Below are 17,916 nucleotides of genomic sequence, written 5' to 3'. Positions count from 1 at the left end.
GCTTCAGCGAAGCAGCTCATGAAATTACCGACTATATCGTGGGATATTACAGCGCACTCAGGCCGCATAAATATAACGGTGGGTTGCCACCAAACGAATCAGAAAATAGATACTGGAAAAACGCTAATGCGGTGGCCAGTTTTAGTTGACCACTACAATTTGAACGCGTTGCTGTACCATCTGGAAACAACGCTGGCCGAGGGCAGTAAAGCGCTCGACGCACACCAGGAGGCCGCCCGCTATACCGCGTTAGCGGAGCAGCGCTGGCAGGCGATTAATCATTATCTGTGGAACGAGCAGGACGGTTATTACACTGATTACGACTGGCAGCAGCGGCAAATAACCCGCCCGGGCACTGCCGCCACGGTATTCCCGTTATGGGTGAAAATAGCGCCAAGAGACCGCGCCGCCCGGGTTGCCTCGACCGTGCGTAATCTATTGCTTAAACCCGGCTGGCTGGTCACCACCACGGTTAATAACGGTCAGCAATGGGATGTGCCGAACGGTTGGGCGCCGCTGCAATAAATTGCCGTACAAAGCTTTGGCAATTACGGTCAGTCTGCGCTGGCGCAGGCAATAGGCAATCACTTCCTGAACAACGTCCAGGCGCTTTATGAAAAAGAGCATAAGCTGGTGGAAAAATATATGGTGGAAGGCGAAGGTCTGGGTGGCGGTGGCGAATATGCCCTGCAGGACGGCTTTGGCTGGACCAACGGCGTCACGCTGATGCTACTTACTGGATACGCATTGTGCCGGTATGGATAGTTGTCGCCCAGCCGATAACCCTGTCCCGCTCAGCGCGCATGGCAAAACTGGCGCTGACGTAGCCGCGCGGCCAAAGGTCACCTTTAACGCCATTAGCGACACAGCCTTAGAATTACGCCGCGTGCAGCCGTATTTTTTCCTGTGCCGGGATCTCGCGGCCTGAAGTCAGCCAGCGGCATGTGGCGCTGGCTGATACCTTCTTCCAAGCGCCGTCGACAGCGTCGCTGCCGACGGTATCAAGCGGCGTGGACATATGGACCGCGCTTAGGGATAAAGCCCCCGCTCGCGGCGGGCCATCAATATCCGCTCGCAGGCCACAGCATAGGCGGCGGTGCGTAACGTCACATCCAGCGCATCCGCTTTTTGCCACACCGCCTCCAGCGCCTCACGCATGATGCGATCCAGTCGATCGTTAATCTCCTGCTCGCTCCAGAAGAAACTGGAGAAATCCTGCACCCATTCAAAGTAACTCACCGTCACGCCGCCCGCATTGCAAATCACATCTGGCACTACCGTGATGGCGCGCTGGCGCAGAATATCGTCCGCGCCCGGTAAGGTAGGCCCGTTGGCGCCCTCCAGCACTAGACGGCATTGCAACGCGCGTGCACGTTCGGGCGTAATCACGGCCTCCAGCGCGGCGGGCAGGAAAATGTCGTACTCCTGGTGCCAAAATTCGTCTTCCTTCAGCTGTGTACCGCCCGTAAAGCCGGCGATAGCGCCGTGCTGACGCTGATATTCCGCCAGCGCAGGGATATCCAGCCCGCGGGCCTCAAACAACGTGGCGATGTGATCCTGCACCGCCACGACTTTGGCCCCTGCACGGTGAAACAGCCCGGCCGCCACACTGCCGACATTGCCGAATCCCTGCACCGCCACATGGCAATCCTCTACTTTTAGGCCCATCCGCTCCGCCGCGCTGCTGCCGGTGACAAATACCCCGCGACCGGTCGCGTTCACCCGACCGAGAGAACCGCCTAAATGAATGGGCTTACCGGTAACCACACCGGTGGTGGTCGCGCCGATATTCATGGAATAGGTGTCCATCATCCATGCCATGACCTGCGCATTAGTGCCGACGTCCGGCGCCGGTATATCCTGCTGCGGACCGATAATGGTACTGATTTCACTGGCGTAACGCCGGGTCAGGCGTTCCAGCTCCTTTTCCGATAACTCGCGCGGATCGACGCGAATGCCCCCTTTAGCGCCGCCAAAAGGCAAATTCAGCGCGGCACTTTTCACCGTCATCCACGCCGACAGCGCCATGACCTCTTCTAACGTGACATCCGGGTGGAAACGCACGCCGCCTTTGCCCGGCCCACGGGATAAATTATGCTGCACCCGAAAACCTTCAAAATGACGGATGGTGCCGTCATCCATTTCCAGGGGAATATCCACAATCAGCGCTCGCTTGGGATGACGCAGCGTATCCGCCCAGAGGGCCAGATCGCCTAAATAGGGTAACACGCGCTCCACCTGCGCCAGGAAGGTAGCCCACGCGGAATTGTTATCTGTAGAAACATAGGAAAGGGCACTCATAAAACAACCTCTATCAAGCTAAGCGATGGGGCGGCAAGGGCGAATCGCTACGGCCATCAGGCGTTCGCGCCATTACCGGCGGGAAATTGACTTCCGTTTTTGTTTTACTCTGCTGCGGTTTCAGTTTACCCGGGCAAAACCCCGCGAACCTTGCCGGCGCTAGCAATTCCGTTTTATTCTCCGTCGCTTAACGGCATAACTGGACGTTGGACCGTTTGCTGCCAGCGGCGCCTTACGCGGCAGCGCAGGGCGATATCGCGCCGGCCTTTTTTCATCTGGCCGCTAAGCACGGCGCCAGACGACGATACTTTCTACCGTTAACGGTGGCCAGTGGGCGCTACAGCCGGGTAGGCTCAATGCCCATCTCCCGCACCGGCGTTAGCCGGGTAACGTTCTCGGCGGCACGATGGCGGCAAACCATCAGGCTGAACAAAAAGACAATCAGCGCCACTTCACCCGTCATTAACGCCTCATAACGGTATAACGGTGCGCAGGTCATGTAACTTAGCACGGCGGCAGTAATCCCGATACACAGCCAATTAAGCCAAGGAAACAGCCACATTTTGAACTGGGGCGGCGGGCGCGGCGTTCCAAAATGCCGCGCATGCGCAATTGGGAGACCGCGATAACGAGATAAACCAGCAGCGCGACCGCGCTGGTACTTGAGAGCAGGAAACCGAACACTTTGCCGGGAAACAGATAATTGGTCAGACAACCCAGACAACCCAGACAACCAAGACAACCCAGACAACCCAGACAACCGGCCAACGTAGATGCCAATCCCGCGATACACGGCGTTCCATGTCTGGAAACCCGCTTACCCAACGCGGGGCATCCCCCCCCTCCCCCTCCCCTCCGGCGGGCCAGCGCGTAAAACATGCGCGAGGCGGTATACAGAGCGGAATTCATGCAGCTGCTTACCCCTATCAGCACCACAAAATCCATAATTTTTTTGGCGCCAAGGACGTTTAGCACCGACAGAACATATTGGAAAGTTTCCTGCCTGGTAAGCGCGGGATCGTCCCAGTCAATCAGGCAGACCACCAGAAAAATCGATAAGATATAAAATAGCGCGATACGGTAGATAATCAGGTTGGTGGACTTGCGGATTTGCCTTGCCGGCTCCTGTGATTCCGCCGCAGCGATACTCAGAATCTCCGCGCCAAAGAAAGAGAATATCGTCACCAACGCCGCGCCGTTCCGCTAAAGTCTGACAGCGGCCAAAATCCCATTAGGGTTAACGTACCGATGACGATAAACGCGATGATTGCTAGCACCTTGACTAACGAAAGCCAGAACTCGAATTCGCCGAAATGTAGTGGCACACTGAATTTAGCCACCTGAACAGAGGTGATATGCTCACCTCAGAACAACATGGGTGCACCAATGAATAGAAGAAATTTTAGTCCTGAATTCAAACGCGAATCCGCTCAACTGGTTGTCGACCAAAATTACACCGCCGTACCAGCAGCAAAAGCCATGGACGTCGGTTTTTCTACGATGACGAAATGGGTAAAACAACTGCGTGATGAGCGACAGGGGAAAACGCCAAAAGCCTCTCCCATAACCCCGGAACAAATCGAAATACGTGAGCTCAAGAAGAAGGTACAACGCATTGAAATGGAAAATGAAACATTAAAAAAGGCTACAGCGCTCTTGATGTCAGACTCCCTGAACAGTTCTCGTTAATCGGGAAACTCAGAGCGCATTATCCTGTGGCTACACTCTGCCACGTGTTCAGGGTTTATCGCAGCAGTTACAAATACTGGGAAAGTCGTCCTGACAGGCCAGACGGCAGGCGAACGGTATTGCGCAGTCAGGTTTATGAACTGCACAGTATCAGCCATGGTGCCGCTGGCGCGAGAAGTATCGCCACCATGGCAACCCAGAGAGGCTTCCGGATGGGACACTGGCTCGCAGGCAGGCTCATGAAAAAGCTGGGGCTGGTCAGTTGTCAGCAGCCGACGCACAGGTATAAGCGTGGCGGTCAGGAGCATGTTGCGATCCCGAATTATCTTGAGCGCCAGTTCGCTGTAACGGAGCCAAACCAGGTATGGTGCGGCGATGTGACGTATATCTGGACCGGGAAACGCTGGGCATACCTTGCGGTTGTTCTTGATCTGTTCGCGAGGAAACCGGTGGGCTGGGCTATGTCGTTCTCCCCGGACAGCAGACTGACCATCAAAGCACTGGAAATAGCATGGGAAACGCGTGGTAAACCAGCCGGAGTGATGTTCCACAGCGATCAGGGTAGCTACTATACGAGCAGGCAGTTCCGACAGTTGCTGTGGCGTTACCGGATCAAACAAAGCATGAGTCGGCGGGGTAATTGTTGGGATAACAGTCCGATGGAGCGCTTCTTCGGAAGTCTGAAAAACGAGTGGATACCGGTAACGGGCTACATAAGCTTCAGCGAAGCAGCTCATGAAATTACCGATTATATCGTGGGATATTACAGCGCACTCAGGCCGCATGAATATAACGGTGGGTTGGCACCAAACGAATCAGAAAATAGATACTGGAAAAACGCTAACGCGGTGGCCAGTTTTAGTTGACCACTACAGATCCACCTTACTGGAAGACTCAAGGATATAACGTGGAGTTTGGCTTAGAACACAATACACCATCATCGGTAGTTTAGCCCATTCGATAGCAGGGAAAATGATTATTTCAATTAATGATATCCCGGAAATGAGGCATATCTTCAAAAACCTTCATATTGACGCTGTTGACCTAAAATACTCATTGGGCAGCAACCGTCATAGCAAACGTGAGTTGATCATCCGTAATTTCGCCTGATTCCCTTTTTGCAAATAATTCTAGACTGTCTAAAATGGACACTTTTTAGGGTTTGAAGGAGTCCAGAATTGACTGCAAATTAGTCCAGAATCTTTTGCATCGCTACAGCCGTGCCAGGCGCCGCCGCCTTGTCGGGATAGGCCCCCGTGGCAAGATGACAAAGGGGCCGTCGCTTGGCGACGGCCCCCTGTTCATTTGTGGCCAGCAGCGGAATCGACGGCGGCGGCGCCTGACGCCGCCGCGACGCGCGGGTTCGCGACGCGCGGGTTACAGCGTGGCCGCGAGACGCACCCAGTTATATTCAGCGTAAACCGCTCTCCCCTGTAACCAACGCTGCAGCATCGTTAATGCCATCAGCGCAACCATTTCCTGATGGGCGCGCAGCGGGTGCCGCGCCAAATTGTCGTGCAATACGATGGTTTGCGCAAAATCCTGCGCCGGCGTATGCAGCGCCACGCTGAAATGATCTTGCGTTAACTCGCCTACCACCAGGCCCAGCGAAGCGCCGTAACCCTGCGCCAGACGGGCCGGTATATCGTCGGTCCCTTCGTAAAGCTGGCTGTCACCGGCCACCGCACGGATCTGTTGCCACACCTGCTCCATCGCCTCGCTTTCATGCGCCGGGCCGGTCAGTTTGAATTCGATAATCGGCATCAAGGAGCGGTAGCCAAGCACGACATCTTCCGGCGACGGCAGACCGTCCAGCCCATTGACCAAATCGCTTTCACCCCGGCCAAAAGTCATCATCCTCAGATACAGCGGCGGATCCGGCAAGTCAAATCGCTTGCGCAGGCGCGGCACGATTTCACGCTCCAGCATTACCTTGAATTCCGATGGCACGCCGGGAGTGAAAAACAGCAAGCAGCGGTTAAGCTGCAGCGCAAATCCGCAGGCGGGTACCCACCGGATTATCAATCAGCTCGGCGCTGGCGGGAATGAGGGCCTGCTTCCGGTTGCTGGACGCCATCTCGCGGCCGCGTTCGGCGAAATAAGCCGTCATCTTTGCCAGCCACTCCGCATGCTCCACCAGTTCATCGCCAGCGGCGGTGGCGGCTGCCAGCGCGCTAAGATCGTCGCTGGTCGTCCCCCGGCCGCCATTGACAATCAACACATCCGCCCGCAGGCTGCACTCGGTCATCGCCGCCACCAGCGCGGACAGATTGTCGCCGACGGTCATGCGCGATGACATCGGCATCCCCTGCTCGAACAAATAGTTCGCCAGCCAGGGATGGATAGCCCCGCGCGGAATTTTTATGCCGCCCTGGTTGAGCGCCGCCGGCAGGTTATGCCATACCACAGGGCGCTGCCAAGGGGACAATTGCGGTTCGAGCTAGGCACGCCGCGCCGCTACGGAACTACCGCGCAGCCGCTATAACTGCGTCGGCACCAATGACGCATGACTGCACCCCATTAACGCCTGCTCCAGCGGACCTGCTTTACCGCACCGCCAGCCGCGCGGCGGTAGCCGGTGCGCCCCAACAATTCGGCCGGCAAACAGGGATTCAGCGGCGCCGCCCGCGCACCGCATTCCAACGCGGCTAAATAGACCACCAGCAGCGTCAGCGAATTTTGACCCATTAACCCCACGCCACCGCCCGGCAGCACGCCATCGCTACCGCCACCGCACATCGCCTTGCGGCCCGTGCAGAGCCACCGCATCCGGACTCTGTTGTGCCCACCGACGCCAGGGCCAATCAGCAAAGTGCTCAGGCATTGCCTCCTCCCTCAAGACCTTGGCTTATGGCATCGTCTCGACAGGTTCCAACTCCGCCCAGGACCACAACGGTAAATCACAGCCGACCAGGGCTGCACCAATTGCGCCTGCATCAGCGACAAGGTATCCAGCCCCGGCGTCCCCGCGGGTGTTAGCTAATGCGCCAAACGGGAAAGCTGGGTCAGCGCGCAGCGTGAACCCCGGCTCGCGCGCGCTCTCATCCCAGGCGATGGGAATGCCGGTTTGCGCCGCGAAGGCCAGCAAATCGGCGGTACTGGCGCAGGGCTCTTCGAGAAAGTCGAAGCGGGACAAGAGGCAGTCCGAAGGCGGATAGCAGGCGAACTGCAGGGCGCGCCCGCGCGTCCAGCGGCGATTGGCATCCAGCCGCAAACGCAAGTCGGGCAGCCCCGAGAGCAGCATATTCACCGTCAAACTGTCGCGGACTGCCTCATACATCCCCACCTTCGATTTGGCCACTTTGGCGCCCGGTAACCCCACCAGATGCGCCAGGGCTTCGTCAGGATCGCCGGTACACAGCGGAACGCTGCGATATTCCGCCTGCGCCGGTAGCCTATCGTCGAGTTCCGCCAGTGCGCAACTGATGCTGAAACCCACCGACGGCAGCGCCGCGGCGAGCTCGTCTTCGGACGCCTTTCCCGCCGTCCAGCGCGCCAGCCAATCTCGCGCCGCTGTGCCGGTTTCCGCCAGCCTTTTACGGCTAAAACCCTGCACAGCGGCGCGATTTCGCCTGCGCCGCGCCGTCCCGACGCTTCCAGCACCACCACCCACCCCCCTCGCGCCGGGCAAGGCGCTGATTTCCCAGCACCACGCCGGGCTGCATTGGCAGACGGTAGCGGTAAAGCGAGGCCCGGCGCATCAGGAATTACGCTTAAATTAGCTGAAATCGGGCTGGCGCTTTTCGATAAAGGTGTTGCGGCCTTCTTGCCCCTCGTCGGTCATGTAAAACAGCATGCTCGTATTCCCCGCCAGCTCCTGCAAACAGCCCTGTCCGTCGCAATCCGCGTTGAGCGCCCGCCTTCAGGCAACGCAATGCGATGGGATTGTTGGCCAGCATCTCCCGGCACCAGCGCACGGTTTCGCTTTCCAGACGCGCCAGCGGTACCACAGCATTGACCAGCCCCATCTCCAGCGCCTCCAGCCACTGACCGCCGCCGATAGCATAGCCGGCCACCATCGCCACGACCGGTTTGGGGCAGGTGCGGATCTGGCGTTGAAAATCGAGTACGTTCAGGTGATGCACGCTGCCGTCGTCCTGATAACCGCCGTAATCGCCGCCGGAGCAGAAGGCTTCCCCCCCCCTCGCCGGTAAGGATAGTCACGCCGATACCCTCATCATAGCAGGTGTCGCTCAGCGCCAGCATCATTTCTTTGACCGTCAGTGGACGGAACGCATTACGCACCTGCGGACGGTTAAGGGTAATTTTGGCAATACCGTCCGCGGACTTGTGATAGCGGATATCGGTGAACTCGCCGCTGCAATCACGCCAGTCGATGGGGGCATACCAAGAGTCTTCATTAGGTTCAAGCATCATGCGTTCCTTTATTCAAACGGAGCCAGCAAAGAAAGAAGTCGTGCGGCAAACGCCTGCGGGTTGCCGCGATGGGCGTTATGTCCCGCCGCCGGTATCGGCCACCAGGGCAGCCGCGCCTGCTCGTCCACCGCGGAAAATTTGGCGTCCCGCACGCCACACAGATACCCGAATAGCAAGGTCAAACGCCGCAACGGCGCCAGAAGATCCGCCTGACGGCCCAGCGAACCGGCCATGAGTATCGCCGCAATCCCCGCGCCGCGGTTATCGGCACGCAGTCGCATCAGGTCCGCACGCTGCGTCGGCGTTACATCGCTAAACATCGGCTGGCGGTACCAGTCGGCCAACACCGCCGCCAGCGGGCCGCCGGCAAAGCGCCGCGCCCACGCCCATATCATGCTGCACCCGCTGCCGGCACGCGGGTGCATCCGCCAGACCGGGATGGGCACCTTCAACATACAACGCGCGCAAACGAGGATCCTGACCGTGACAGGAGTGATACAGCCCGCGCCGGCCGCCGAGGGAATAGCCGATGAGGATATAATCGTTGATGTCCAGCCCGCGCAGGGTTTGCGCCAACACCGCCGACCGCTGCCGGGTTGCCGGTGCCGCGCCGCCCACCCCGTCATCGCGCCATCTCCGCCACCAGTTCGCGCAAAAGAGAAGCCCCCTGCTCCGCCGGCACCACCAGCTCAAGGAGCGTTGCCGCCCCCGCCGCCGGCTGCCGGCGCCAGACGGCGTCCAACATCGCCCGTAGCGCCCCCATGCTTGTCCGGCCGCTGGTAGTCCAAACCAAACAGTGACGCCGTATGGCGGAAATCCGCCTCCTGCGGCATGACATAATACGCCTGGCGCACCCTCTCCGGCGTCGGCAGCAACGAGAAAATTTGGCCGCCGTTATTGTTCACTACTAAAATTACCACCGGCGCCGCGCAATGGCGAAACAGCGCCAGGGAATTCATGTCGTAGAGCGCCGATACGTCGCCCAGCCGCGCTTCGCAGACCGGCGCCGCGGCCCACGCCGCGTTAGCGGACCCGGCTTCGGCCGCCGGCAGCAGCGTCTGACCCTACCCGCCTCGCGGCGACGGCGGCCAGCTCGGCCAAAACCAGGGCCCATGGGGGAGGGGATTGGCGACGGCCGGGTGCAACGTCAGCCACGGTTCGGCTGCGGCGAAAATACGTCGCCCGCGGTGATGGCCTGGATCCCGCCGGCCGGGCAGAGGATTTACCAGCCACAGCGCTTCGGCCGGGCACTCGGCCTGTTAGGCCAGCAGACGCTTGCCGGTCAGACTGCTGCCGAACTGCACCATTAATTCCGCGCGGGCAAGTTCCGCCTGCGCCGCCGGCGCGTTAAGCTAAAGGTCGGCATGGGGCAGCGGCTGCCCGGTATGGGACAGCACATCGCCAAGCAACGACCAGCCCAATGTGTGCGCCCACTGCGCAATCGTCTCTCCCTGCGCGGCCTCGGGCCGGCCGGCTATCACTACGCCGCGGCGCCGACGCCAGACGGGCTAGTTTGGGTCCGCCTGCAGTAATGGCGCCGTCGCGGCTTTGAGCCAGGGTTCACTGCTCTGCCACCAATCGCCGCGCGCCCGTGACCAAGTCACCCTCTCCGTCCTGGTCCACGCCATACAATGGCTCCGCAAACGGGCAATTAATATGCACGCTGCCGCGGGGGACATCAGCCAGCGCGCTGGCGGCGAAACCGGCAAACATGCCGGACTGGCGGATCGCCTGATTGGCGCAGCAGTCGATAAGCTGCGCCGGCCCGTCCGCGGTAAGCAGCACTAGCCGCTCGTTGGTCAGGCTGGCTTCAATCAAGGCCGGATACAGATTGGCGGCGGCGGTACCCGAGGTGACAATGACCGCCACCGGCTGGCCGCTGGCTTTCGCCAGACCCAGTGCCAGATAACCCAGTCCCCGCTCATCAAAATGAGAATGACGGGTCAGGCGTGGATGCGCTGCGGCGCCGAGCGCGATCCCGGCGCGATACAGACATGCCGTACACCATGGCGAGTCAAGGTTTCCAGCAGTAGCGTCGCCCAGCGACGGTTAAACATAATTTCGGACATGATGGGCCTGGCGCTCAGGGGGTGAGGGGGACACCCTATTGTAAGTCCATTGTAAGAGCGGATATTGATGTAAACACCGATCTAGGTCGTTTGCTGCCCGCGCGTCGCGCCACGCAAAACGCGCTCTGGCCGGCGGTGAGATAGCCCGCTGACCCGGCGTACCATTGGCATGCGAAAGGTTCATGATGCCGGATAAACGCCGCGGTCGGCTGCAGCAGCGCCAGACAGCGGCTATCGTCGGCGTGCTGCAAATCGCCCTGAATCACCCGGCGCAGATGCTGCACGGTGCGCAGGGGGATGACTTCCGGGCCGCTGACATCCAGCGCCAGCGACGCCTGCCGCAACCGGTGGCAGATATCGTCCACCACCAGCAGATTTTCACGCTGGTTTTTTTCGTCCGCCATTAACCACGCCGCCTGCCGGCGGGTCTGCTACGGATACGCGTCGCAGGCGACGGTCCCGGCCAGGGCTTCGGTATCCAGGCGGCGGCCGTGCCGGTGGTACAACCGCTCCGGGCTGGATCCGAGGAAAGCGTCATGCGGCGACCGCGCCAGAAGATAATGGAAACAGTGTCGGCTCGCCGCTATCAGCGACAGCGGTGACGGAGGCAGGTCCGCGCTTAGCGCGGAGCGACGGGCCAGCAGCAACCCTACAATCAAGCCGACAGACGCGCCGATACCGACCGCTGTGCTAGGGATTTTCCTGCACCTAATCATCCGCGGCGCTCACCGCCTGACGGGCTTTCAGATAATAGGTGTCGGGCGCCTGACTCACCCGCGTTTTAACATCATCCAGCGCCTGCTGGGCGCGGGTTTCAGCTCGACATATTTTTGATCGGTTTTATCGCCGGAATAAGCCAGCACTTCTTCCAGCGTTTCGGACAAGAGCTGCACGTCATCGTCGACATGTGTTTCGTGCGGCTGAAAGGGATCGTTAGGTGTAGTCATCATTGTTCTCCGTGTTCTGATGAAGGGCATCAGACTAACTATAGGCAAAAAATGCCCGTACCGGAGGACTATTCGCGCCGGAGCAATCCGAAAAGTTGGACTTGGGCTGATGATCATCGCCGTAAGGCGCATCGACGCCGCGGGGCCGCTCCCCGCGGCGCTGAATCAGAGAATGGGCTGTGCCAATTGCACCAGAGTAATGAGCGGCTGCGGATACAGCCCCAGCAGCAACACCAGCAGCGAGGAGATAAGCACTACCACCCCGCCGGCGGTCAGCGCCCAGTTGGAGGGCGTATCGCGGCGCAGATTTTCCGGCGGCGACAGGTATAGACTGACCATGATGCGCAGGTAGTAGAACAGCCCGATGGCGCTCCCGGCGACGACCGCGCCGGTCAACCAGCCCAGGTGACTATTCACGCCCAGCGCAATGACGTAGAACTTGCCGATAAAGCCAAGGGTCATGGGGATCCCCGCCAGCGACAACATCATCACCGTTAGTACAGATGACAGCAGCGGCTTATGCCAAAACAGACCCCGGTAAGAGTACAGCGAATCCGCATCCTCGCTGGTGTAGGGGCTGGACATCAGACTGACGACGCCGAACGCCCCCAGACTGGCGAACAGATACCCTGCCAAATAAACGCCGACGGTTTCCAGCGCCAGAGCATGGGCCTGAACCGCTATTAATCCCACCAGCAAATAGCCCAGATGAGCGATGGAGGAATAGCCCAGCACCCGTTTGATGTTGCTCTGGCTTAGTGCCATCAGGTTGCCGAACAGCATAGAGGCGAAGGCGATAATCGCCAGCACCAGCCGCACCGTATCGCTGTGCGTCACCGGCGCATATAAAAACAGGCGCATAACGACCGAGAAAATCGCGATTTTACTGGCGGTAGCCAGGAAGGTCGACACCGGCGCGGGCGCGCCCTGATAGACATCCGGCGTCCACAAATGGAACGGCACCAGCGACAATTTGAAGCCAAGACCGACCATTATCATCCCCAGGCCCGCCAGCAGCACCGGCTGCGTCAGCATGGTGTCATTAAGCGTCTGACCGAGGGCGGCGAAAGACAACTGGCCGGTTTGGGCATACACCAGCGCCATACCGAACAGCAGGAAAGACGACGCCGCCGTGGACAGCAGCGTGTATTTGATGCTGGCTTCCAGCGAGCGCTTCTGGCGAAACGCATAGCCCACCATGCCGAACAGCGGCAGCGAAATCAGCTCAATACCCAGGAACAGCGCCGCCAGATGGTTGGCGCTGGCCAGCAGAATACCGCCCATCGCGGCAATCGACACCAGCAGATAGAACTCGTCGCGGTTGCCCGGATACCCCGCCAGCCAAGCATAGGCCAGCGTGCTGGTCGCCAGACTGGCCACCAGCACCAGCCCGGTATAGAACATGGAAAACCCGTCGACGCGCATCAGCGGCGTCACATCCATCGGACCGTTTTGGGTCACAAACCACAGCGATAGCAGCGCCAGGTTAAGCCCGATAACCGTCAGGGTGGCGTTAATAAAGTGGTTGCGTCGCCACGCAATGCACAGCATCACAACCACCACCGTCAACCCGACGATCAACAGCGGTAATAATGCGATCAGTTGTTGAGGAGTTATTGTCATGGCGAATTACGGCCTTGTCGTTGAAATAGTGGAACCGGCGTCGGCGGCGAACCAGTACTGGATGTTGCCCATGACGGCGGCTGAGGTATCCATAATCGGCTGCGGGAAGAACCCGAGCAGCACCAGCACTACCACCAGCAACAAAATAATCAACCGTTCGCGCAGCATCATGCCCGGCAGCGGCTCGGTGGATTTAGCCGGGCCGTAATAAGCGCGCTGCATCATGGTAAGCGAGTAGACCGACGCGAACACCAGACCGAACGTAGAAATCACCGTAATCACCGGTACCACCGGGAAACTGCCGAACAAAATGGTAATCTCGCCAACAAAGTTGCCGGTACCCGGCATCCCGAGCGTCGCAACGGCGAAGAACAGCGACAACGCCGGAATAAAGCTCAGCCGGCCCCACAGACCGCCCATCTGCCGCATATCGCGGGTGTGCAAACGCTCATACAGCTGGCCGCAAATGATGAACATGCCGGCGGCCGACAGACCGTGGGCTATCATCTGTACCACCGCGCCCTGATAGGCCAGCTGGCTGCCGCTGTAGATGGCGATAAGCACAAAGCCCATATGGGACACGCTGGTATAGGCGATAAGGCGCTTGATATCGGTTTGCGAAAACGCCATCCAGGCGCCGTAGAAAATGCCTACCACGCCCAGCCACATGGCGATGGGCGCGAACTGATGCGACGCATGGGGGAACAGCGGCAGGCTAAAACGCAACATCCCGTAAGCCGCGGTTTTCAGCAAAATCCCCGCCAGGTCCACCGAACCGGCGGTAGGCGCCTGGCTATGGGCATCCGGCAGCCAGCCGTGCAGCGGCACCACCGGCATTTTTACCGCGAAGGCCAAGAAAAAGCCCAACATCAGCAGGTATTCCATCCATTCCGACATCGGCGTGCGCAGCAAGTCTTCATAATTGAAGGTCCAGACGCCGATGGCGTTATAGTGCACCAGCACCAGGCCGAAAATAGCTACCAGCATCACCAGACCGCTAGCCTGGGTATAGATAAAGAATTTGGTGGCGGCGGTGATACGCGTCTTACCGTCGGACGCTTTGTGCCCCCACAGCGCGATGAGGAAATACATCGGCACCAGCATCATTTCCCAGAAGAAAAAGAAGAGAAACATGTCGATGGCCAGGAACACGCCGATAACGCCGCCGAGGATCCACAGCAGATTGAGGTGGAAGAACCCCTGGTAGCGCTGGATTTCACGCCAGGAGCAGAGAATAGCCAGCACCCCGAGCAGCCCGGTCAGCACTACCATCAGCAGCGACAGGCCGTCCAGCGCCAGATGGATGCTAATACCGAAGCGCGGGATCCAGGGGAGCAGATACTCCACCTTCCATTGCGGCAGCCCCTGCGCCATCGCCAGGGCGTATCCTCCCTGCTGCCACAGCAGCAATGAAAGCGCCAGTGTCAGCCCCATGGCAATCAAGGCTATCCAGCGCGGTACACGGGTACCGAAACGCTCGCATTGCCAACACAGCAGACCGCCGATAAAGGGGATAAGAATTAGCCAAGGTAGTAGCATGGCGTTTTGCGTCCCTAATTGTAAAATCAATAAACTTGCGTGTCAGCGGAGCGGTACGTTACCCGCTGCGCCGCCCTAAGCTGAAAACGAAGCTCGGGGTATTCAGACGAATACCAGCAGCGCCACCACGATAACCGCACCCAGACCCATCGATGCCGCATACCAACGCAACTGCCCGTTTTCGCTCACCGTCAGGCCACGTCCAGCCCAGCGCGCCAGCAGAGCGGGAAGATTCATCACCGCGTTGAGCGGATCGCGCGCCAGCAGCCGCGCAATGGCCAGGTAAGGTTTGACGAAGATCTTGTCGTAAAGCCAGTCGAATCCCCAGGCGTGGAACCACCAAACCGTCAGGAAACGCCCCGGCGCGCTGGCGGCCACGGCGTTCACCAGACGGCGCTGGCCCAGCCACAGAGCCGCCGCCAGACAAATACCAATGATGGCGGCCGCGCCCGAGGTGATTTCCAGCGCCAGCTTACCGTCATGACCGAACTCGGTGGCCGGCAGAACCCCCTCCAGCGGCGGCGTGATCCAGGCGCTGATAAAGGTGGAGAGCACCAACAGCACCACCAGCGGCAGATGATGGCTGACTCCGCGGCAGGCGTGGGCTTTAATCTTCGCCTCGCCATGGAACACGATAAAGATCATGCGGAAGGTATAGACCGAGGTGAGGAACGCCCCCACTAGGCCGGCCATCATCAGTGCGCTATGGCCGTTGGCCAGCGCGCCCCAGAGGATTTCATCCTTGGAATGGAAGCTGGCGGTGACCAGCGGCAACGCCGACAGCGCCGCGCCGCCCACCAGAAAGCAGATATAGACCAGCGGAATCGACTTGTGCAGGCCGCCCATCTTGAAGATGTTCTGCTCGTGATGGCAGGCCAGGATCACCGAACCGGAGGACAAGAACAGCAGCGCCTTGAAAAAGGCGTGGGTCATCAGGTGAAAAATGGCCGCGTCCCACGCCTGAACGCCCAGTGCCAGGAACATGTAGCCTATCTGGCTCATGGTGGAATAGGCGAGCACCAGCTTGATATCGGTCTGCACCAGCGCGGCGAAGCCGGCCAATACCAGCGTTACCGCGCCGACAATTCCCACCAGATGCAACACGTCCGGCGCCATCAGGAACAAGCCGTGGGTACGAGCGATAAGATATACGCCGGCGGTCACCATGGTCGCGGCATGGATCAGCGCCGAGACCGGGCTCGGGCCGGCCATGGCGTCCGCCAGCCAGGTTTGCAGCGGCAGCTGCGCCGACTTCCCGATCGCGCCGCCCAGCAGCATCAGCGTCGCCCAGGTGATGGCCGGAGAGCCTTCCACCAGTTTTTGCGGCGCCAGCACCATCAGATCGTGGAAGTTCAATGTTCCGAGCTGGTCGTAGAGGATAAACAGCGCGAACGCCAGCAGCACATCCCCGACGCGGGTGACGATAAATGACTTCATGGCCGCTGCGCCATTTTTCGACTCGGTATAATAGAAGCCGATAAGCAGATAGCTGCAAAGCCCTACCCCTTCCCAACCGAGATACATCAGCAACAGGTTATCCGCCAGCACCAGCACCAACATGCTGGCGATAAACAGATTGGTATAGGCGAAGAAACGCGAATAGCCCTCTTCCCCGCGCATATACCAGGAGGCATAAAGATGGATGAGGAAGCCGACGCCGGTGACTACCGACAGCATCGTCAGCGACAAGCCGTCAAGGCTGAGCGTAATGGGGATCTGGAAATCACACATCGCCATCCAGTGCCACAACGTCTGGGTATACACCGCCGCACCGTCGCCGCGGGCGCCGAGAAAATTCAGCGCCACCCAGAGGGTGGTCAATGCCGCCAGCCCGACGCTGCCGACGCCGACCGTCGCGGCGAGGTTTCCCGACCAGCGGCCGCGGGAAAACGCCAGGAGCAGGAACCCCGCCAAGGGGAATACTAGGGTTAAATAGAGTAGGTTCATCCGTGCATCTCGCTGACTGAATCGATATCCAGGGTCCGGCGGCGGCGCTGCAGCTGCAGCAGCAGCGCCAGGCCGATACTAGCCTCGGCGGCGGCCAGCGTGACCGCCAGGATATACATCACCTGCCCATCCGCGTGGCCCCAATAACTGCCGGCCACAACAAACGCCAGCGCCGACGCGTTAATCATGATTTCAAGCCCCAGCAGCATAAAGAGCAGGTTGCGGCGGATAATCATCCCCGTCAGGCCCAGCACAAACAGGATAGCGGCCAGGATGAGACCGTGTGATAACGGGATCATGCTTGCTCCTTCCCTCTTCTCTTGATGGTATCGGTGATTTTCGGCCCCTTGTAGAGCGCATTGACGTTATCGCGTTCGTCGCGGCCCAGATGGAAGGCGACCACCAGCCCCGCCAGCAGCAGCATGGAGGCCAGCTCCACCGCCAGCACATAAGGACCAAACAGCGCAATACCCACCGTTTTCGCCGCAATCAGGTCGCCCGCGATGCCGTGGTCCCCCGCACCGGCCAGGGCGCGCCCCAATATCGCCAATAGCACCAGCGACATCAGCGCGGGCCCGATCCAGGCTCGCGGGCGCAGCCAGGCGCGTTCTTGCTTATCGTGGCCGACGCTCATGTTGAGTATCATCACCACGAACACGAACAGCACCATGATGGCACTGGCGTAGATGATAATTTCCAGCGCACCGGCGAAGTAGGCGCCCAGCGAGAAAAACACGCAGGCGATGGCCAGCAGCGAAATAATCAGGTACAGCAGCGCATGTACCGGCTGGGTATGGGTGATGACGCGCGACGTCGCCAGCACCGCTACCAGACCAGAAAGATAAAACGCCAGTTCCATACCAGTCTCCTTAGGGCATCAAGCCTTTTACGTCGATAGGTTTAGCTTCGTTTTCCGCCTCGCCCTTGTCCTTGCCAGTGATCGCCATACCGGCCATGCGGTAGAAGTTATATTCCGGGTATTTACCCGGCCCTGAAATCAGTAAATCGTCTTTCTCATACACCAGATCCTGTCGTTTGAACTCGCCCATCTCGAAATCCGGCGTGAGCTGGATGGCGGTGGTGGGACAGGCTTCTTCGCACAGGCCGCAGAAGATACAGCGGGAGAAATTGATACGAAAGAATTCCGGGTACCAGCGCCCGTCTTTGGTCTCCGCCTTTTGCAGCGAAATACAGCCGACCGGGCAGGCGACCGCGCACAGGTTACAGGCCACGCAGCGCTCATCGCCGTCGGGATCGCGCGTCAGCACGATCCGCCCGCGGAAACGGGGCGGCGGATTGACCGGCACGTCGGGGTACATACGGGTTTCACGCTTGTTGAACGCCTGCATGCCAATCATCCAGATGCTGCGCAGCGTGGTCCCGCAGCCGATCGCTAACTCTTTTAACGTCATGATTCATCCACC

The 17,916-nt window shown here is 59.4% G+C and carries 13 protein-coding genes and 9 pseudogenes; 3 read left to right on the top strand and 19 right to left on the bottom strand.

Translation table 11 applies throughout. The annotated features are described in order from the left end of the window. Together ACTBDU_RS07280 and ACTBDU_RS07275 are read left to right on the top strand one after the other, a co-directional pair. Window positions 1–149, top strand: a pseudogene (locus ACTBDU_RS07280) (IS3 family transposase); the annotation flags it as partial. Next, window positions 127–765, top strand: a pseudogene (locus ACTBDU_RS07275) (trehalase family glycosidase). The pseudogenes ACTBDU_RS07280 and ACTBDU_RS07275, both read left to right, overlap by 23 nt. Window positions 766–1,029: 264 nt before the next feature. Here the strand turns inward: ACTBDU_RS07275 and ACTBDU_RS07270 are convergent. From ACTBDU_RS07270 to ACTBDU_RS07255, 4 genes are all read right to left on the bottom strand, one after another. Beyond that, a complete protein-coding gene (locus ACTBDU_RS07270; protein WP_438806017.1) occupies window positions 1,030–2,301 on the bottom strand; it encodes a Glu/Leu/Phe/Val family dehydrogenase in 1,272 nt (423 codons plus the stop codon). 337 nt (window positions 2,302–2,638) lie between these two features. Continuing rightward, the gene (locus ACTBDU_RS07265; protein WP_438806016.1) at window positions 2,639–2,812 is read right to left on the bottom strand and encodes a hypothetical protein; all 174 of its coding nucleotides are present in this window, start codon (window positions 2,810–2,812) and stop codon (window positions 2,639–2,641) included. After that, window positions 2,806–3,486 carry an amino acid permease gene (locus ACTBDU_RS07260; protein WP_438806015.1) on the bottom strand — a complete coding sequence of 227 codons (681 nt, stop codon included), beginning with the start codon at window positions 3,484–3,486 and terminating at the stop codon, window positions 2,806–2,808. Before ACTBDU_RS07260 ends, ACTBDU_RS07265 begins: the two co-directional genes overlap by 7 nt. Further along, window positions 3,483–3,641: a hypothetical protein gene (locus tag ACTBDU_RS07255; protein ID WP_438806014.1), complete on the bottom strand. Its 159-nt coding sequence runs from the start codon at window positions 3,639–3,641 to the stop codon at window positions 3,483–3,485. The genes ACTBDU_RS07260 and ACTBDU_RS07255 overlap by 4 nt, the downstream gene beginning before the upstream one ends. Before the next feature lie 46 nt (window positions 3,642–3,687). Here ACTBDU_RS07255 and ACTBDU_RS07250 point away from each other — a divergent pair. Next, a protein-coding gene (locus ACTBDU_RS07250; protein WP_438806013.1) for an IS3 family transposase occupies window positions 3,688–4,856 on the top strand; the annotation gives its coding sequence in 2 pieces (ribosomal slippage) (window positions 3,688–3,934 and window positions 3,934–4,856; 1,170 coding nt in all). Window positions 4,857–5,367: 511 nt separating this feature from the next. Here the strand turns inward: ACTBDU_RS07250 and ACTBDU_RS07245 are convergent. The 15 genes and pseudogenes from ACTBDU_RS07245 to nuoI form a co-directional block, all read right to left on the bottom strand. Continuing rightward, a pseudogene (locus tag ACTBDU_RS07245) lies at window positions 5,368–6,382 on the bottom strand (CinA family nicotinamide mononucleotide deamidase-related protein). Window positions 6,383–6,472: 90 nt separating this feature from the next. Next, a pseudogene (locus ACTBDU_RS07240) lies at window positions 6,473–6,708 on the bottom strand (o-succinylbenzoate--CoA ligase); the annotation flags it as partial. Window positions 6,709–6,838: 130 nt separating this feature from the next. After that, a pseudogene (menC, locus tag ACTBDU_RS07235) lies at window positions 6,839–7,691 on the bottom strand (o-succinylbenzoate synthase). Window positions 7,692–7,708: 17 nt separating this feature from the next. Further along, window positions 7,709–8,364: pseudogene (locus ACTBDU_RS07230) on the bottom strand (enoyl-CoA hydratase-related protein). Window positions 8,365–8,375: 11 nt separating this feature from the next. Then, window positions 8,376–8,762 (bottom strand): hypothetical protein, encoded by a 387-nt coding sequence (locus ACTBDU_RS07225; protein WP_438806012.1) that lies wholly within the window; start codon window positions 8,760–8,762, stop codon window positions 8,376–8,378. After that, window positions 8,680–8,985, bottom strand: coding sequence for a hypothetical protein (locus tag ACTBDU_RS07220; RefSeq protein WP_438806011.1), 306 nt, complete (start codon window positions 8,983–8,985; stop codon window positions 8,680–8,682). Before ACTBDU_RS07220 ends, ACTBDU_RS07225 begins: the two co-directional genes overlap by 83 nt. A gap of 4 nt (window positions 8,986–8,989) precedes the next feature. After that, window positions 8,990–10,436 (bottom strand): annotated as a pseudogene (menD, locus tag ACTBDU_RS07215) (2-succinyl-5-enolpyruvyl-6-hydroxy-3-cyclohexene-1-carboxylate synthase). A gap of 35 nt (window positions 10,437–10,471) precedes the next feature. Then, window positions 10,472–11,083: pseudogene (locus ACTBDU_RS07210) on the bottom strand (chorismate-binding protein). Continuing rightward, window positions 11,066–11,383 (bottom strand): annotated as a pseudogene (locus ACTBDU_RS07205) (DUF883 domain-containing protein); the annotation flags it as partial. The pseudogenes ACTBDU_RS07205 and ACTBDU_RS07210, both read right to left, overlap by 18 nt. Window positions 11,384–11,548: 165 nt before the next feature. Next, complete coding sequence (gene nuoN / locus ACTBDU_RS07200; protein ID WP_438806010.1) at window positions 11,549–13,006, bottom strand: NADH-quinone oxidoreductase subunit NuoN; 1,458 nt, start codon at window positions 13,004–13,006, stop codon at window positions 11,549–11,551. 6 nt (window positions 13,007–13,012) lie between these two features. After that, entirely contained in the window at window positions 13,013–14,545 is a 1,533-nt protein-coding gene (nuoM, locus tag ACTBDU_RS07195; protein ID WP_438806019.1) for an NADH-quinone oxidoreductase subunit M, read from the bottom strand. Window positions 14,546–14,647: 102 nt separating this feature from the next. After that, entirely contained in the window at window positions 14,648–16,492 is a 1,845-nt protein-coding gene (gene nuoL, locus ACTBDU_RS07190; RefSeq protein WP_438806009.1) for an NADH-quinone oxidoreductase subunit L, read from the bottom strand. Continuing rightward, on the bottom strand, window positions 16,489–16,791 hold the full coding sequence (gene nuoK / locus ACTBDU_RS07185; RefSeq protein ID WP_438806008.1) for an NADH-quinone oxidoreductase subunit NuoK: 303 nt from the start codon (window positions 16,789–16,791) through the stop codon (window positions 16,489–16,491). The genes nuoL and nuoK overlap by 4 nt, the downstream gene beginning before the upstream one ends. Then, on the bottom strand, window positions 16,788–17,351 hold the full coding sequence (gene nuoJ / locus ACTBDU_RS07180; RefSeq protein WP_438806007.1) for an NADH-quinone oxidoreductase subunit J: 564 nt from the start codon (window positions 17,349–17,351) through the stop codon (window positions 16,788–16,790). The genes nuoK and nuoJ overlap by 4 nt, the downstream gene beginning before the upstream one ends. A 10-nt stretch (window positions 17,352–17,361) precedes the next feature. After that, window positions 17,362–17,904: an NADH-quinone oxidoreductase subunit NuoI gene (nuoI, locus tag ACTBDU_RS07175; RefSeq protein ID WP_438806006.1), complete on the bottom strand. Its 543-nt coding sequence runs from the start codon at window positions 17,902–17,904 to the stop codon at window positions 17,362–17,364. Window positions 17,905–17,916 lie beyond the last annotated feature (12 nt).

Source organism: Sodalis sp. (in: enterobacteria) (assembly GCF_051710625.1).
Lineage (GTDB): Bacteria > Pseudomonadota > Gammaproteobacteria > Enterobacterales > Enterobacteriaceae > JBPESN01.
The sequence above is the reverse complement of the archived record's forward strand: the minus strand, read 5'-3'. Positions and strand labels throughout refer to the sequence as shown.

What these genes read in the sequence shown, in the direction of transcription:
- ACTBDU_RS07270 (WP_438806017.1), bottom strand. Translation starts at nt 2,301, where the DNA reads ATGAGTGCCCTTTCCTATGTTTCTACAGATAACAATTCCGCGTGGGCT.
- ACTBDU_RS07225 (WP_438806012.1), bottom strand. Translation starts at nt 8,762, where the DNA reads ATGATATGGGCGTGGGCGCGGCGCTTTGCCGGCGGCCCGCTGGCGGCG.
- nuoN (WP_438806010.1), bottom strand. Translation starts at nt 13,006, where the DNA reads ATGACAATAACTCCTCAACAACTGATCGCATTATTACCGCTGTTGATC.
- nuoM (WP_438806019.1), bottom strand. Translation starts at nt 14,545, where the DNA reads ATGCTACTACCTTGGCTAATTCTTATCCCCTTTATCGGCGGTCTGCTG.
- nuoL (WP_438806009.1), bottom strand. Translation starts at nt 16,492, where the DNA reads ATGAACCTACTCTATTTAACCCTAGTATTCCCCTTGGCGGGGTTCCTG.
- nuoK (WP_438806008.1), bottom strand. Translation starts at nt 16,791, where the DNA reads ATGATCCCGTTATCACACGGTCTCATCCTGGCCGCTATCCTGTTTGTG.
- nuoJ (WP_438806007.1), bottom strand. Translation starts at nt 17,351, where the DNA reads ATGGAACTGGCGTTTTATCTTTCTGGTCTGGTAGCGGTGCTGGCGACG.
- nuoI (WP_438806006.1), bottom strand. Translation starts at nt 17,904, where the DNA reads ATGACGTTAAAAGAGTTAGCGATCGGCTGCGGGACCACGCTGCGCAGC.